Here is a 14,621-nt window from a genome sequence, read left to right as displayed (position 1 = left end):
GCCACCACCGGCGGCTGCGGCCTCGTCCACGCTCACCTGGCCCATGCCGGCGACCCGCACGCTGGCCCGTGCCGACGTGGGCGGCACCGGCTCCCGCTGCCCCGGCACACTGGTCATCCCGGCCCCGCTCACACCCGCGCTGCCGACGGCCCTGTTCATGCCCGTGCCGGCCGACGGCCGGTCAGCCTCGGGTGTCACCGGGGACCCGGCACGGTACGTGGTCCCGCCGCTCGTGGTGGCAGCGCCGGAGCCGGGTCCGCCGGTGGCCGGTGCGGCTGCTCCGGTGCCGACCGCCGCTGGACCTCCGGGGCCGGGTACGCGGGCCACTCCCGCCCTTCCGCGCGCCGGTGGCCGATCAGTGCCGCCCGGTGCCGCCGCTGACGGAGCGGGGACGTGGCCGGCCGTGCCGACCGGGTCCGGGGCGGCGACGGCCGCCGAACCGGAGGCGGACGACGTCGGCTCCGGAGCGGACGACGTCGGCTCGGGTGTGGCCGGTGCGGGTCGCGGCGGGGAAGGCATCGGCTCGGCGGCGGCCGGAGCAGGTTCGGCGGTCGCGGTCGGCGCGGCGGACGCAGGGTCGGCCGGCGTCGCCGGAACCTCGTGCTCGGTCATCCTCGTCCTCCGTGCCACGCTCGCACCCGGATCCGTCCCACCGGACCGGCAGTGCCTGTGTGACACCGTGCCACATCCCGACCGGAAGGCACACCCGTAGCCCACACAGTGTCCCGCGTGTACGCGTGGGACGGGTCGGAGATCGCCTCGGTGGGCCCCGTCCGGTCAGCGACCGCCGGTGGCGGACGGGGTGGCCGAGGTGCTCTCCTCGGGATCGCTGCTGCTCGCCGCCGTGGTCGGGGCGAGGCTGCTGCGCGTCGGGTCGAGGCTGCTGTTCTCCGTGCTCGGGGTGGCCGTGGCCGACGGGCTCTCCGACGGCGAGCCCGTCGGCGACGGCGTCACCGACGGGGAGGGAGAGTCGGTCGGCTTCGGCGTGGGCGAGCCCGTCGGCGAGGGGGACGGCGACGTCGGTCGCGGAGTCGGCGTCGGCTTCGGGCTGGTGGTGGGCTTCGGGGTCGGCTTCGGCGTGGGCTTGGGTGCCGGCGGCTGCGACGGGGTGGGCGGAGTGGCGGGGGCGGGCACCGCACCGACCACCCGGGTCGCGGCGTAGAACCGGGACCAGCGCACCGTCGAGATCTTCACCACGTCGCCGGTGGTCGGTGCGTGGATCATCTTGCCGCCGCCGACGTACATGCCCATGTGGTGGACGGTCCGCCAACTGCTGCCGGAGGCGAAGAAGATCAGATCGCCGGGGAGCAGCGCGGTGCGCGGCACGGTGCGGGACCGGGTCGCGTAGTACTGGTCGCGGGCGACCCGCGGCAGTTTGTAGTACCCGGCCGACCGGTACGCCGACCAGACCAGGCCGGAGCAGTCGAACGAGTTCGGTCCGGTGGCACCCCAGACGTACGGGTCGCCGAGCTGACGCCGGGCGTACGCGAGGGCGGCCAGCGCGGTGGGGTGCGCGACCAGTCCGTCGGCCGACTGGTCGAGGTAGTCGGCACCGAGTTGCTGCTCGGCGGCCTCCTGCTGGCGGGCCAGCGTGATCAACTGCGCGGAGTTCTCCTCGCGCAGTTTGACCAGCTTGGCCTCTTCCTCACGCAGCGACTGCTGCGTGGCGGCGTACTGCTGCTGCACCCCGCGCAGCCGCTGATCGGCGGCGGCGTACGCCTGCGTGGCCACCTGCTCGTCGGCCCGGGCACGGCTGACCTGGCCGGCGGCCGGCCCGGTGGCGCCCTCGCTGCGCTCGCCCCGGTTGGCCCGGTGCAGTAGTTCCAGGTCCCGCAGGGTGGCGGCCCAGTCGCCGGGCGGCTGGGCGGCGTCGACCTTGATCGCCTCGGCGGCGACCTGGTCGGCACGCTGCTCGGCCTGCTGGACCGCGGCCCGGGCGAACTCCAGGGTGCGTCCGGCCGCGGTGTGCTGGGTCTCGGCCTCGGTGCGCTGTTGTTGCAGGTCGAGTAGTTGGGTGCCGAGTTCCCCGATCCGTGCCTCGACGGCGGTGATCTGGGCTTCGAGCGCGTTGCCGGCGGGGGTGACGGTCGGGGCGATCACGCCGGGGGTGCCGCCGGGCGGTGCGCCGGGCAGTTGGAGCTGACCGGCGACGGCCGGGCGGGAACCGCTGTCGGGCACCGTGGCCGGGACGCTCGGCTCGGCGTACGCGGGAGCGGCGAGGACGGCGCTGGCGACGGCGCTGAGCAGCGCGGACCAGAGCATCGGCCGCAGCACCGGCGAGACCAGCGGACTCCGTCGCCGTCGCCGCCGTCCGTCCGTGCTGTCGACCATCGGGCTCCCGTCCGGACCTGCTCCGCCGCGCCGGGGGTCGGACGCGGATGTGGGGACGCTACTGCCAGGTGTCGCCAGATCGCCTGGTGTCACCGGTGCGAGGTGTGGCGTGCCCCATCCTGTCTTACCTCACCTGCTGCGCGGTGTCGATGTTTGGACGGGTTAAAGGAAGCTGTGAGTTCGGGAGACGCTGGTCACCGAAGGACCACGGTGTGAGCAGCCCGGGTCTGCGACGTAGGCTCTGACTGCGGCCGGTAACGGTCGCGGACGCAGGGGAAAGGGACGGGCTTTCGATGGACGCCGGACTCAAGCGCGAGCTCGAAGCGAAGGTGTACGCCGGGGAGCGGCTGACCCGTGAGGACGGCATCGCGCTCTACTCCAGCGACGACCTGACCTGGTTGGGGCGACTGGCCCACCACGCGCGTACCGAGCGCAACGGCGAGCGGGTGATGTTCAACGTCAACCGGCACCTCAACCTGACCAACGTCTGCTCCGCCTCCTGCGCGTACTGCTCCTTCCAGCGCAAGCCGGGCGAGAAGGACGCGTACACGATGCGCATCGACGAGGCGGTCCGCAAGGCCAAGGAGATGGAGGACGAGCAGCTCACCGAGCTGCACATCGTCAACGGCCTGCACCCGACCCTGCCCTGGCGCTACTACCCTAAGGTGCTGCGCGAGCTGAAGGCCGCGCTGCCGAAGGTCAAGCTCAAGGCGTTCACCGCCACCGAGGTGCAGTGGTTCGAGAAGATCAGCGGGCTGACCGCCGACGCGATCCTGGACGAGCTGATGGAAGCCGGTCTGGAGTCGTTGACCGGTGGCGGTGCGGAGATCTTCGACTGGGAGGTCCGCCAGCACATCGTCGACCACGCCTGCCACTGGGAGGACTGGTCACGGATCCACCGCCTGGCGCACAGCAAGGGCATGAAGACGCCGTCGACCATGCTCTACGGCCACATCGAGGAGCCGAGGCACCGGGTCGACCACGTGCTGAGGCTGCGGGAGCTGCAGGACGAGACCAATGGCTTCGTGGTCTTCATCCCGCTGCGCTACCAGCACGACTTCGTCGACTCGGCGGACGGCAAGGTCCGTAACCGGATCCAGGCCCGCACCACGATGGCCTCGCCGGCCGAGTCGTTGAAGACCTTCGCGGTCTCCCGGCTGCTCTTCGACAACGTGCCGCACGTGAAGTGCTTCTGGGTGATGCACGGGCTCTCGGTGGCCCAGCTCTCGCTCAACTTCGGCGTCGACGACCTGGACGGCTCGGTCGTCGAATACAAGATCACGCACGACGCGGACTCGTACGGGACGCCGAACACGATGCACCGGGACGACCTGCTGCACCTGATCTGGGACGCCGGCTTCCGTCCGGTCGAGCGGAACACCCGCTACGAGGTGGTCCGCGAGTACGACGCCGCGCCGAGCATGGCGGAGCGCCGGTCCGAGCCGCAGCAGGTCTGGGCCTGAGTCGACGCGTACCCTGGCACGACGATGAGCGAGCAACAGAGCGCGTTCCCCCGCCGGGACGACGACGGGCGCATCCGGTTCCTGGGTGACCTGCTCGGCGTCAGCCTGGGCGGAGTGGTCATCGGGATGCTGGTGCTGGTGCTCTTCGACACCGCCTTCGCCTGGTTCGGTGCCGGTGACTTCGGCCAGGCCAACGGGTGGCTGGCGGTGATCCTGGCCGTCTGGTTGTTCTGGGAGGACTTCCGGGCCTGGGAGTTCGGCGCGCCCCGGTTGGTGGCCGGGTTGGTGGCGCTGGCGATGGCGGTGGTCTCCGGTCTGCTGGTGGCAGGCGTGGTGACCGGGCTGCCGCCGCTGCTCTCCGGCGGCCTGGCGGCGGTGACGTTCACCGTCGTGTACGCGCTGGTCTGGTTCCCCGGCGTCCGTTGGCTGGTCGACCGGACGATCTGAGGTCGCCGTGCGGCGCGGCCGCACACAGGAGCTGAGAGACGCCGCCGCCCGGCGGAGAATGGAGTACGACGTGAGCGCGGCGGCCAAGTACACCCTCGGCCGGATCGGCCTGTTCGTGGTCGTGATGCTGGCCCTCTGGCCGGTCGACATGGACATCTTCCTCAAGCTGATCCTGGCGCTGCTGTTCTCCGCCGCGGTCTCCTTCTTCCTGCTCAAGGGCGTACGCGACCAGATGGCCGAGGAGATGGCCGCCGCCGCCGAGCGTCGCCGCTCGGAGAAGGAGCGGCTGCGGTCCGCCCTGGCCGGCGAGGACCAGGCCGAGGCCGACCCGGTCTCCGGCGGCCAGACCGACGGCGGATCGGCCGACCAGCCCGGCTCGTCCACCGAGCCGGGACGCGGCTCGTCCTCCTGACCTGCGGCGACGGGACCATGTCGTCGGCATGAGGATCCGACTGGGATGGGCCGTACAACGATCGATGTTGATATGACCATGTGACCGGTGGTGGGCTGTCCGCTGCCGGGCGGGGAACCCCCGCGCCTCCAGGAGGTTGTCCATGGCCTTCCGTTCGATCCCCGTCCGCCGTGCCCTGGCGCTCATCGTCGCCGCCGGGCTCGGCCTGCTCACCATCTCCGCACCACCGGTCTCCGCCGAACCGGCCCCGAACCGGGACGAGCAGCCGGCCGCCGTGCCCTACCGGGTACTGGGTCCGAAGACGCTCGCCGACCGCAACGCGATCGCCGGCACCGGTGCCGCGATCGACTACTCCGAACACGGGGTGCTGCACGTCTCGGCCACCCGCGCCGAGGCCGCCGCGATCACCCGCCTCGGGTTCCGGCTGGAGGCGATCGCCGCCCTGCCCACCGATCGGGGCGCCACGGACGGGCAGGTCGGCGCGTTGGCCTTCCCGCCGGCCGACGCGAACTACCACGACTACGCGGAGATGACCGCCGTGGTCAACCAGGTCGTCGCGGACCACCCGTCGATCGCCCGCAAGGTCAGCATCGGCAGCTCGTACGAGGGCCGGGAGCTGGTGGCGGTGAAGATCTCCGACAACGTCGCCACCGACGAGAACGAGCCGGAGATCCTCTTCAACGCCCAGCAGCACGCCCGCGAGCACCTGACCGTCGAGATGGCGATCTACCTGCTCAACCTCTTCACCGACAACTACGGCTCCGACTCCCGGATCACCGGCCTGGTCAACAACCGGGAGATCTGGATCGTGCCGACCGTCAACCCCGACGGCAGCGAGTACGACATCGCCACCGGCTCCTACCGGTCCTGGCGGAAGAACCGCCAACCCAACAGCGGTTCGTCGTACGTCGGCACCGACCTGAACCGCAACTGGAGCTTCAACTTCGGGTGCTGCGGCGGCTCGTCCGGCTCCACCTCCTCGGACACCTACCGGGGCCCGTCGGCGTTCTCCGCTCCCGAGACGCAGGCGCTGCGCAACTTCGTCAACAGCCGGGTGGTCGGCGGGGTGCAGCAGATCAAGGCCAACATCGACTTCCACACCTACTCCGAGCTGGTGCTCTGGCCGTACGGCTACACGACCAGCAACACCGCCACCGGGATGAACGCCGACCAGTACAACACCTTCGCCACCATCGGCCAGCAGATGGCGGCGACCAACGGCTTCACCCCGCAGCAGTCCAGCGACCTGTACATCACCGACGGCAGCAGCATCGACTGGATGTGGGCGACGCACGGCATCTGGGCGTACACCTTCGAGCTGTATCCGGGCTCGGCCTCCGGCGGCGGCTTCTACCCGCCCGACGAGGTCATCCCGGCGCAGACCTCGCGCAACCGGGAGGCGGTGCTGATCCTCTCCGAGTACGCCGACTGCCCGTACCGGGCCATCGGCAAGCAGGCCCAGTACTGCGGCGGTGGCAGCGGGACCACGGTCTGGTCGGACACCTTCGAGACCGCGACCGGCTGGACGATCAACCCCAACGGCACCGACACGGCCACCTCGGGGCAGTGGGAGCGGGGGGCCGCGCAGGCCACCAACTCCAGCGGCGCCAAGCAGCTCACCCCGTTCGCCGGCAGCAACGACCTGGTCACCGGTCGGCTGGCCGGCAGCGCCGCCGGGGACTACGACGTGGACGGCGGCGTGACCAGCGCCCGGTCCCCGGCGGTCACGTTGCCGTCCAGCGGCACGTTGACGCTGTCGCTGGCCTGGTACCTGGCGCACGGCTCGAACTCGTCGTCGGCCGACTACCTGCGGGTCAGCGTGGTGCACAACGGCGGCACCACGGCACTGCTCACCCAGGCCGGCGCGGCCAGCAACCGCAACGGCGCCTGGACCCAGGCCAACCTCAACCTCACCCCGTACGCCGGGCAGTCGGTCCGGATCCTGGTGGAGGCCGCCGACGCGTCGACGGCCAGCCTGGTCGAGGCGGCTGTGGACAACGTCACCATCACCGCCTCCTGAAAGCGGCGGGGCCCCGCCACACCCCCTCGCGCGGGGCCCCGTCCAGGGGCCAAACGGACAACAGTGAACTAGACGGGCTGCACGTGGCCGGGACCGTGACCTGCTCAGCGGGTCGCGGTCCCGCCGTGCGCTACCGTCGTACCGACCCGCCGCAGCGAAGCCGGTGCGAAACCGGCGCTGTCCCGCAACTGTGATGCCCCGAAGACGGGGACGAGTCAGGTCGCCTGGGGCGCGTCGCGATTCGCGCTCTCGAGGAAGGGCGCCTCGCGGACGGGCCGCTCCGGCTCCTGTCGGCGAAGCAGCACTCCTCGACCGACAGGAGGACCGATGTTCAGCCGTACCCCCCGGGTCTTCGCCGCCACTCTCGCGGTGGCCGCGCTCGCCCTCGGTGCCTGCGCCGAGACGAACAGCGAGACACCCCGCACCGGCGACAGCCGCAGTGGCGCCACCTTCCCCGTCACCGTCGGGTCGTTGACCCTGGATCAGCGTCCCGAGAAGATCGTCTCGCTCTCCGCGACGGCTACCGAGATGCTCTTCGCCATCGGTGCCGGGCCGCAGGTCACCGCCGTTGACGACCAGTCGAACCACCCGGCCGACGCGCCGAAGACGGACCTCTCCGGCTACCAGCCGAACGCCGAGGCGGTCGCCGCGAAGAACCCCGACCTGGTGGTGCTCAGCGACGACCGCAACAAGATCGTCGACCAGCTCACCACCCTCAAGATCCCGGTCTACCTGACCCCGGCGGCGCAGACCCTGGACGACTCGTACCGGCAGATCACCGAGCTGGGCACGCTCACCGGCAACGCCGACACGGCGACCGACGTGGTGCAGCGGATGAAGGACGACATCACCAAGATCGTCGCCGAGGTGCCGCAGCGGGTCCAGGCGCCCACCTACTTCCACGAGCTGGGGCCGGAGCTGTACACCGCCACCAGCAAGACCTTCATCGGCTCGATCTATGCCCTCGCCGGCCTGGAGAACATCGCCGACGCGGCGGACGCCGACGGCACGAACGGCGGCTACCCGCAGCTCTCCCAGGAAGTGATCGTCCAGGCCAACCCGGACTTCGTCTTCCTCTCCGACGTGAAGTGCTGCCAGCAGAGCGCCGCCACGGTCAAGGCGCGCAGCGGTTGGTCCGGCATCGAGGCGGTCAAGAGCGACCAGATCGTCGAGCTGGACGACGACGTCGCCTCGCGCTGGGGCCCGCGCGTGGTGGACCTGCTCCGGACCATCGTGGACGCCACCGCCAAGGTCACCGAGTGACCGACGTCGTCAGGCGTTAGCAGGGGACCCTTCCTATGCACCAGGCGTTAGCAAGGGACCCTTCCTTACCGGTCGTCGCCCGCCCGGCGGGCCTGCGGAAACGCTGGCTCGCCGTCGGCGTGCTCGCCGTCTTCGTCGCCCTGGTGGCGGGCGTCTCGCTCGGCCCGGTCAGCCTGCCGCCCGGCAGCGTCGCGATCGAACTGCTCAATCTGCTGCCCGGGGTACGCCTGGACAGCGGGCTGACCGAGCGCGAGATCGCCATCGTCACCGAGTTGCGGCTGCCCCGGGTGGTGCTGGGCCTGCTGGTCGGTGGACTGCTGGCCCTGGCCGGCGGCGCCTACCAGGGCGTGTTCCGCAACCCGCTGGCCGACCCGTACCTGCTCGGGGTGGCCGCCGGAGCGGGGCTCGCGGTCACCGTCGTCCTGACCCTCGGCACCGCGACCGGCGGTGCGCTCAGCGGGTTGCCGCTCACCATCCCGCTGGCCGCCTTCGTCGGCTCGCTCGGTGCGGTCGCCATGACGTACCTGCTCGGGGTGGCCGGTGGACGCAGCCGTTCGCCGGCCACCCTGATCCTGGCCGGGGTGGCCGTCTCCGCGTTCCTCTCCGCCGGTCAGACGTACCTGCTGCAACGCAACGCGGACAGCATCCAGGAGGTGTACTCCTGGCTGCTCGGGCGGCTGGCCACCGCCGGTTGGCACGACGTCCGGCTGGTGCTGCCGTACTTCCTGCTCACCAGCCTGGTCATCCTTCTGCACCGCCGGGAGTTGGACGTGCTCTCGGTGGGTGACGACGAGGCGGCCGGGCTCGGCCTGCACCCGCAACGCTCCCGGTACCTGCTGATCGCCGCCGCCTCGCTGGGCACCGCCGCCGCGGTGTCCGCCTCCGGCCTGATCGGCTTCGTCGGGATCATCGTGCCGCACACCGTACGGCTGCTCGCCGGATCGAGCTACCGGGTCATCCTGCCGCTGTCGTTGCTGTTCGGCGGCGCCTTCCTGGCCCTGACCGACGTGGCGGCCCGGACTGCCGCCGCCCCGCAGGAGATCCCGATCGGGGTGGTCACCGCGCTGCTCGGTGGTCCCTTCTTCGTGCTGATCCTGCGGACCGCCCGACGGGTGCTGACGTGACCGCGCCCGACACGTCCGATTCCGCCGCAGTGCGGGTGCGTGACCTGCGGATCAGCCTGGACGGCACGCCGATCCTGAGCGGCGTCGACCTGACCGTCCGGCCCGGCGAGTGGGTCACCGTGATCGGACCCAACGGCGCCGGCAAGTCGACCCTGTTGCGGGCCGTCGGCGGCCTGCTCGCCGCGCCGGGCGCCGTCGACCTCTTCGGTACGCCGCTGAGCGCCCTGCGCCGCCGCGAACGGGCCCGGGTGGTGGCGACCGTGGCCCAGTCCCCGGTCGTACCGCCCGGAATGGCGGTGCTCGACTACGTGCTGCTCGGACGTACCCCGTACATCCCGCCGCTGGGCCGGGAGTCCGCCGCCGACATGGCCGTGGTGCACGAGGTGCTCGGTCGGCTGGACCTCGCCGGCTTCCAGGGTCGGGAACTGGCCACCCTCTCCGGCGGGGAGCGGCAGCGGGTCTTCCTGGCCCGCGCACTGGCACAGGGCGCCACCCTGCTGCTGCTCGACGAGCCGACCAGCGCGCTGGACATCGGTCACCAGCAGGAGGTGCTCGAACTCGTCGACCAGTTACGCCGGACGCACGGCCTGACCGTGCTGGCCACCATGCACGACCTCTCCATCGCGGGCGAGTACGCCGACCGCATGGTGCTGCTGGCCGACGGCCGGATCGTCGCCGAGGGCACCCCGACCGAGGTACTCACCGAGGAGATGCTCGCCCGCTACTACCGGGCCCACGTCACGGTCGTCCCCGGCCCCCACGGCCCCCTGGTCCTCCCCACCCGCCCCCGCTGATGGGTGGCGATGGGGTGGTCAGGAGGTCAGGGCGATGAGGGAGAAGAGGGCGCCGTGTGGGTCGCGCAGGGCGGTGACGCGGCCGGCGGGGATGTCCCGGGGCGGGACGAGGATGGTGCCGCCGAGTTCGGCGGCGCGGGCGGCGGTGGCGTCGGCGTCGGCGACCGAGAAGTAGAGCGTCCAGTACGCCGGTGAGTCGGCCGGGAACTCGGCGCCCAACGGCGGCATCATCCCGGCCACCAGGCGGTCACCCAGCCGCCAGCCGGTGTAGGCGACCTGCCCCATCGGCTCCTCCTCGGGCTGCCACCCGAAGACCAGTTCGTAGAAGACCCGTGCCCCGTCCGGGTCGGGGGTGACCAGCTCGGTCCAGCACATCGCGCCCGGTACGTCGAAGACGTCGGCCCCGGCGAAGCTCATCGGCTGCCAGACGCTGAACGCGGCACCGGCGGGATCGCTGAACACGGCCATCCGGCCCCGGTCGAACACCTCGAACGGCGGCACCACGACCTGCCCACCGGCCCGCTCCACCCGGCCGACGACCAGGTCGGCGTCGTCGGTGGCGACGTACGTCGACCAGATCGGCACCTGGTCGGGTACGGCCGGCGGCCCCACGCCGGCCACCGGTCGCCCGCCGAGCAGGAAGACCGTGTAGCCGCCCGCCTCCGGTTCGGGGTCGACCCGACCGGTCCAGCCGAACAACTCGGGATAGAACCGTCGGGCCGCGTCCAGCCCCGGGGTGGCCAGATCGGCCCAGCAGGGGGTACCCGGTGGGACGCCGACCACGGGCCACCCCTCTCGGCTCGGGGCGCTCGCGGCTCGACCACCCTCACCGGCATCGTGGCACCGCCCGGCCGCCGCCCGTGCGAAACGGCCGGATCGTCAACTGAACCGGCGACCCTCGTCCCGTCGGTATGCCCATCCACCGATCGCGGCCAGCGCCACCACCCAGACGCCGAGCATGACCAGCGACAACGTGCTGACCGGGAAGTCGCCGACGACCGCCCACATCAGCTCCACCGCCCCCCGGGTGGGCAGGAACGGCGCGATCGCCTCGATGAAGCCGGGCGCGTCACCGGGGGCGGAGAGCAGCCCACCGCCGAAGGCCATCGGGAAGAAGACGACCTGGGCCACCACGATCGCCGCCTTGCTCGGCAGTGAGTACCCGATGGCGAGCCCCAGCAGGGTGAACGGCACCGCGACCACCGCCACGGTGGCCAGCGCCAGCAGGAACCGGATCGGGGTGATCTCGGCTGCGGTCAACGTCGCGGCGATGACCAGCAGCGGGATCAACGACAGGTAGGTGACCAGCAGACCGGCCAGCACCCGGCCGGCGAAGCGTGGTCCCGGCCCGACGGGCAGGGTCCGGGTGTACGGGTCCCAGGGCTGTTGGCGGTCCTCGGCGACACCCATGCCGTACTGGAAGATGTTGGCGCTCATCACCGAGAAGGTGACCATCGAGGCGGTGGCGAAGGTGGCGCCGACCGGGTCGTCGCCGGCCCACGGCACCACGAAGAAGAGCATCGCGACGGCAGGGAAGAACGCGCTGCCGAAGAGCGCGATCGGGATGCGGACCGTCTCCAGCAGCTGGTAACGCGCGTGGGTCAGGGCGAGTGGCACGGCAGGCACTTCCTCAGACGGGGGTCGGCTCGGTCTCGGCGGTGGTGATGGCGAGGAACGCCTCCTCCAGCGAGGTGGGCCGTACCTCCAGATCGCGGAAGTCGACACCGCTGGTGACCAGGTCGCGGACGAGCTGGTCGGCGTCGGCGGTGAGCAGGTGCGTCCGGCCGTCGACGTGTTCGGTGCGGACCACTCCGGGCAGCGTCGGCAGCGCGTCGGTGGTCAGACTGACCCGGCGTACGCCGACCACGGCCCGGACCGCGTCGACGCTGTCGTCGGCGAGTACCCGGCCGTGCCCGATCACCACGATCCGGCGTGCCAGCGTCTCCACCTCTTCGAGGTAGTGGCTGCTCAGCAGCACCGTGCCGCCGTCGGCGTGGAAGGACCGGATGGCGTTCCAGAGGGTGTGCCGGGCCTCCACGTCGAGCCCGGTGGTCGGCTCGTCGAGCAACACCAGCCGGGGGCGGCCGACGAACGCCAGCGCCACGGCCAGCCGGCGCTTCTGTCCGCCGGACAACCCGCCGGTCTGCCGCTTGAGCTGGTCGGTGAGGCCGAACCGGTCGAGCAGTTCATCCCGGGGCACCGGGTCCGGGTAGTGGGCGGAGACGAAGTCGACCACCTCGCCGACGCGCAGGGTGGCGGGGAGCCCGGTCTCCTGCGGCGTCACGCCGATCCGTTGCCGGTTCGCCGCGTCCCGGGGGTCGCCGCCGAACAGCTCCACCCGGCCCGAGGTCGGCCGGCGCAGCCCCACCAGCAGGTTGAGCAGGGTGCTTTTGCCGGCGCCGTTCGGCCCGAGCAGGCCGACCAGTTCGCCCGCACGGACCTCCAGGTCGACCCGGTCCAGTGCGAGGACGTCGCCGTAGCGGCGACTGACCTGATCGGCGCGGGCGAGAATCACGGGGGGCTCCTTCCATGGTGCTCCGTGTACAACGGTCTATCGGGTCGGTGCCACCGCGCAATCAGCCGAGTGGTGCGGGCAGCGGCGCGACGTGCACCACCGAGAGCCGGGACACCGCCCGGGTGAGCACCACGTACAGGCGGTGCAGGCCGCGCGGTTCGGCCGCCACGATGGCCGCCGGTTCGGCGACGACCACATGGTCGTACTCCAGGCCCTTGATCGTCGTGGCGGGCATGACGGAGACCCGCGTACCCGCCGTCGGTTCGTCGACGGTCGCCGTCTCGATCCCCGCCGCGGCCAGCGCCGCGCGTAGCCCGGCCACCGCGTCGTCGGCGGCGATCACCGCGATCGACCCCTCGTGCGCGAGCGCCGCGCGCACCTCGGCGACCGTCGCCTCGGACAGCTCGGTCACGGTACGCACCGCGAGCATGCCGTCGTGGCGCAGCGACTCGGCCGGCGGTACGTCGACGGCGAGCGCCGGCAGCAGCCGGTTGGCGAAGGCGAGCACCTCCGCCGGCACCCGGAAACCGACCGTCAACGGCACCACGACCGCGTCCGGCTTGCCCAGGTGGCGCAGGGTCTCCCGCCAGTCGGTGGCGGCCCACGGCGCGGTCGCCTGCGCCAGGTCGCCGAGGAGGGTGAGCGAGCCGTGCTCGCTGCGCCGGGCGATCACCCGGCACTGCATCGCGGAGAGGTCCTGGGCTTCGTCGATGACGACATGGCCGAAGCCGGTCGGCCGCTCGATCAGCCCGGCCGCCTCGTCGATCAGGACGGCGTCGGCGGCGGTCCACCGGGTGGCCTTCGGCGTACGGGCCCGCTTCCCGGCGGTGAGCAGGGCCTGCTCGTCAGGGGTGAGCAGTCCCTCGGCTGCCGCCGCGAGCCGGGCGGGATCACCGAGCAGGGCGTGCACCAGCCCTTCCGGGGTGAGCGCGGGCCAGACCGCGTCCAGGAAGGTGGTGACCGGCGTCGAGCGGCCCGTCCGGCGCAGCCAGGCGTCGCTGGGCGACTCCGCCCGCCGGGCCTCGGCCTGCCGTTGCAGCAGCCCGACGACCCGGGCGCGGATCCGTTCCCGCCCGACGGCGTACGGCAGTCCTTCCGCGCGCGTCTCGTGGACCAGCCGGTGCAGTGGCTCCAATCCGATCCGCCAGCGGTACGAGCCGTCGGAGACGGTCATCGCCTCGGTCGGCTCGCCCACGTACGCGTCGACGGCCCGGCGCAGCACCTCGGCCATCCGGGCGTCGTGCTTGATCCTCGCCACCTCCGGCGCTTCCATCGCGCGCACCGCCACCCGGTCGACCAGGTCCTCGACGGTGGCCTGCGCGACCTCCACCTCACCGAGGGCGGGCAGCACCGCCGCGATGTACCCGAGGAACGCCCGGTTCGGGCCGACGACCAGCACCTTCGACCGGCGCAGCCGCTCCCGGTGCAGATAGAGCAGGTACGCGGCGCGGTGCAACCCCACCGCCGTCTTCCCGGTGCCCGGCGCGCCCTGTACGCAGATCGAGTCGGCCAGGTCGGCGCGGACCAGCTCGTCCTGCTCCGGCTGGATGGTGGCGACGATGTCGCGCATCGGCCCGATCCGGGGGCGTTCGATCTCGGCGGTCAGGATCCGGCTGGCGGTGCCGAGTTCCTCGCCCCGGTCGAGGTGCTCGTCCTCGAAGCTGGTCAGTACGCCGTCGCCGAAACCGAACCGGCGGCGGACCGCGAGCCCCTGCGGGTCGCGCGCGCTGGCCCGGTAGAACGACCGCGACACCGGGGCCCGCCAGTCCAGCACCAGCGGTTCGCCCTGCTCGTCGGTGACGTGCCGGCGGCCGACGTGGTAGCGCCGTCCGGCGTGCTCGGCATCGGCGTCGCCGAAGTCGAGGCGGCCGAAGAACAACGGCGTCCGCGGGTCGTCGGCGAGTTCGGCCACCCGCCGGGCGAGGTGCCGCCCGAGCTGTTCGGCGGTGTACGAGTCACCGGCCACCGTGTCGCCGGTGGCGAAGAGGGCCTCGGCGCGTTCACGCATCCGGTGTAGTGCCGCGCGGGACCGGGTCAGGTGCGTCCGCTCGGCGGTCAGCTCGTCGTCGAGGCCGGACGGCGGTGGGTACGGGGTGTGTGGGGCGTGCAGGCTCATCCACGTGCTCCTTGACGGGGAGGAAGGCTGCCGCTCGCGTGTCCGACCACGGGTCGGCGCGGGACGTCCGCTCCGGTGCTACTCACCTCGGCCGTCAGGCGGAAACGAACAGCCTACTCCCCGCCGGGCGGCCAGC

13 protein-coding genes and 1 riboswitch are annotated in these 14,621 nt (G+C 72.1%); of the genes, 8 read left to right on the top strand and 5 right to left on the bottom strand.

The genetic code is table 11. The annotated features are described in order from the left end of the window. The first annotated feature begins 43 nt into the window (after positions 1-43). On the top strand, positions 44-712 hold the full coding sequence (locus ACFYTT_RS09355) for a hypothetical protein (RefSeq protein WP_387258353.1): 669 nt from the start codon (positions 44-46) through the stop codon (positions 710-712). A 65-nt stretch (positions 713-777) separates the two neighbouring features. Here the strand turns inward: ACFYTT_RS09355 and ACFYTT_RS09350 are convergent, their stop codons facing one another. Continuing rightward, positions 778-2,331, bottom strand: coding sequence for an NlpC/P60 family protein (locus tag ACFYTT_RS09350; protein ID WP_357211090.1), 1,554 nt, complete (start codon positions 2,329-2,331; stop codon positions 778-780). A gap of 293 nt (positions 2,332-2,624) precedes the next feature. Here ACFYTT_RS09350 and mqnE point away from each other — a divergent pair, with 293 nt between their 5' ends. The 7 genes from mqnE to ACFYTT_RS09315 all read left to right on the top strand — a co-directional run bounded on the left by mqnE (position 2,625) and on the right by ACFYTT_RS09315 (position 9,854). Then, positions 2,625-3,794, top strand: a complete 1,170-nt coding sequence (gene mqnE / locus ACFYTT_RS09345; RefSeq protein WP_131053069.1) for an aminofutalosine synthase MqnE — start codon at positions 2,625-2,627, stop codon at positions 3,792-3,794. 24 nt (positions 3,795-3,818) lie between these two features. Next, complete coding sequence (locus tag ACFYTT_RS09340; protein WP_176092328.1) at positions 3,819-4,241, top strand: hypothetical protein; 423 nt, start codon at positions 3,819-3,821, stop codon at positions 4,239-4,241. A gap of 70 nt (positions 4,242-4,311) precedes the next feature. Further along, positions 4,312-4,653 (top strand): DUF4229 domain-containing protein, encoded by a 342-nt coding sequence (locus tag ACFYTT_RS09335; RefSeq protein ID WP_131053071.1) that lies wholly within the window; start codon positions 4,312-4,314, stop codon positions 4,651-4,653. 142 nt (positions 4,654-4,795) lie between these two features. Further along, on the top strand, positions 4,796-6,673 hold the full coding sequence (locus ACFYTT_RS09330) for a M14 family zinc carboxypeptidase (RefSeq protein ID WP_131053072.1): 1,878 nt from the start codon (positions 4,796-4,798) through the stop codon (positions 6,671-6,673). A gap of 159 nt (positions 6,674-6,832) precedes the next feature. Next, positions 6,833-6,893: riboswitch (cobalamin riboswitch) on the top strand. A 107-nt stretch (positions 6,894-7,000) separates the two neighbouring features. After that, positions 7,001-7,936: an ABC transporter substrate-binding protein gene (locus tag ACFYTT_RS09325; protein WP_131053073.1), complete on the top strand. Its 936-nt coding sequence runs from the start codon at positions 7,001-7,003 to the stop codon at positions 7,934-7,936. 35 nt (positions 7,937-7,971) lie between these two features. Then, positions 7,972-9,060, top strand: coding sequence for an iron ABC transporter permease (locus ACFYTT_RS09320; protein WP_131053074.1), 1,089 nt, complete (start codon positions 7,972-7,974; stop codon positions 9,058-9,060). A gap of 29 nt (positions 9,061-9,089) precedes the next feature. Then, the gene (locus ACFYTT_RS09315) at positions 9,090-9,854 is read left to right on the top strand and encodes an ABC transporter ATP-binding protein (RefSeq protein ID WP_387258669.1); all 765 of its coding nucleotides are present in this window, start codon (positions 9,090-9,092) and stop codon (positions 9,852-9,854) included. Between the two features lie 18 nt (positions 9,855-9,872). On the opposite strand, the gene ACFYTT_RS09310 is transcribed toward ACFYTT_RS09315, so the two are convergent. The 4 genes from ACFYTT_RS09310 to ACFYTT_RS09295 all read right to left on the bottom strand — a co-directional run bounded on the left by ACFYTT_RS09310 (position 9,873) and on the right by ACFYTT_RS09295 (position 14,485). Continuing rightward, complete coding sequence (locus tag ACFYTT_RS09310; RefSeq protein ID WP_387258351.1) at positions 9,873-10,637, bottom strand: VOC family protein; 765 nt, start codon at positions 10,635-10,637, stop codon at positions 9,873-9,875. A 96-nt stretch (positions 10,638-10,733) separates the two neighbouring features. Further along, positions 10,734-11,471, bottom strand: coding sequence for an ABC transporter permease (locus ACFYTT_RS09305; protein WP_131055700.1), 738 nt, complete (start codon positions 11,469-11,471; stop codon positions 10,734-10,736). A 13-nt stretch (positions 11,472-11,484) separates the two neighbouring features. Continuing rightward, entirely contained in the window at positions 11,485-12,369 is an 885-nt protein-coding gene (locus ACFYTT_RS09300; protein ID WP_131055698.1) for an ABC transporter ATP-binding protein, read from the bottom strand. Positions 12,370-12,430: 61 nt separating this feature from the next. Beyond that, complete coding sequence (locus ACFYTT_RS09295) at positions 12,431-14,485, bottom strand: HelD family protein (RefSeq protein WP_387258349.1); 2,055 nt, start codon at positions 14,483-14,485, stop codon at positions 12,431-12,433. Positions 14,486-14,621 lie beyond the last annotated feature (136 nt).

The sequence above is a fragment of the Micromonospora sp. NPDC003816 genome (assembly GCF_042874705.1).
Classification (GTDB): domain Bacteria; phylum Actinomycetota; class Actinomycetes; order Mycobacteriales; family Micromonosporaceae; genus Micromonospora.
Note: the sequence above shows the minus strand (reverse complement) of the source record. Positions and strands in the feature narration are given on the sequence as shown.

Bases quoted from the DNA above. Each gene is read 5' to 3' on its own strand.
- ACFYTT_RS09355 (WP_387258353.1), top strand. From the start codon at position 44: ATGCCGGCGACCCGCACGCTGGCCCGTGCCGACGTGGGCGGCACCGGC.
- ACFYTT_RS09350 (WP_357211090.1), bottom strand. From the start codon at position 2,331: ATGGTCGACAGCACGGACGGACGGCGGCGACGGCGACGGAGTCCGCTG.
- mqnE (WP_131053069.1), top strand. From the start codon at position 2,625: ATGGACGCCGGACTCAAGCGCGAGCTCGAAGCGAAGGTGTACGCCGGG.
- ACFYTT_RS09340 (WP_176092328.1), top strand. From the start codon at position 3,819: ATGAGCGAGCAACAGAGCGCGTTCCCCCGCCGGGACGACGACGGGCGC.
- ACFYTT_RS09330 (WP_131053072.1), top strand. From the start codon at position 4,796: ATGGCCTTCCGTTCGATCCCCGTCCGCCGTGCCCTGGCGCTCATCGTC.
- ACFYTT_RS09325 (WP_131053073.1), top strand. From the start codon at position 7,001: ATGTTCAGCCGTACCCCCCGGGTCTTCGCCGCCACTCTCGCGGTGGCC.
- ACFYTT_RS09320 (WP_131053074.1), top strand. From the start codon at position 7,972: ATGCACCAGGCGTTAGCAAGGGACCCTTCCTTACCGGTCGTCGCCCGC.
- ACFYTT_RS09295 (WP_387258349.1), bottom strand. From the start codon at position 14,485: ATGAGCCTGCACGCCCCACACACCCCGTACCCACCGCCGTCCGGCCTC.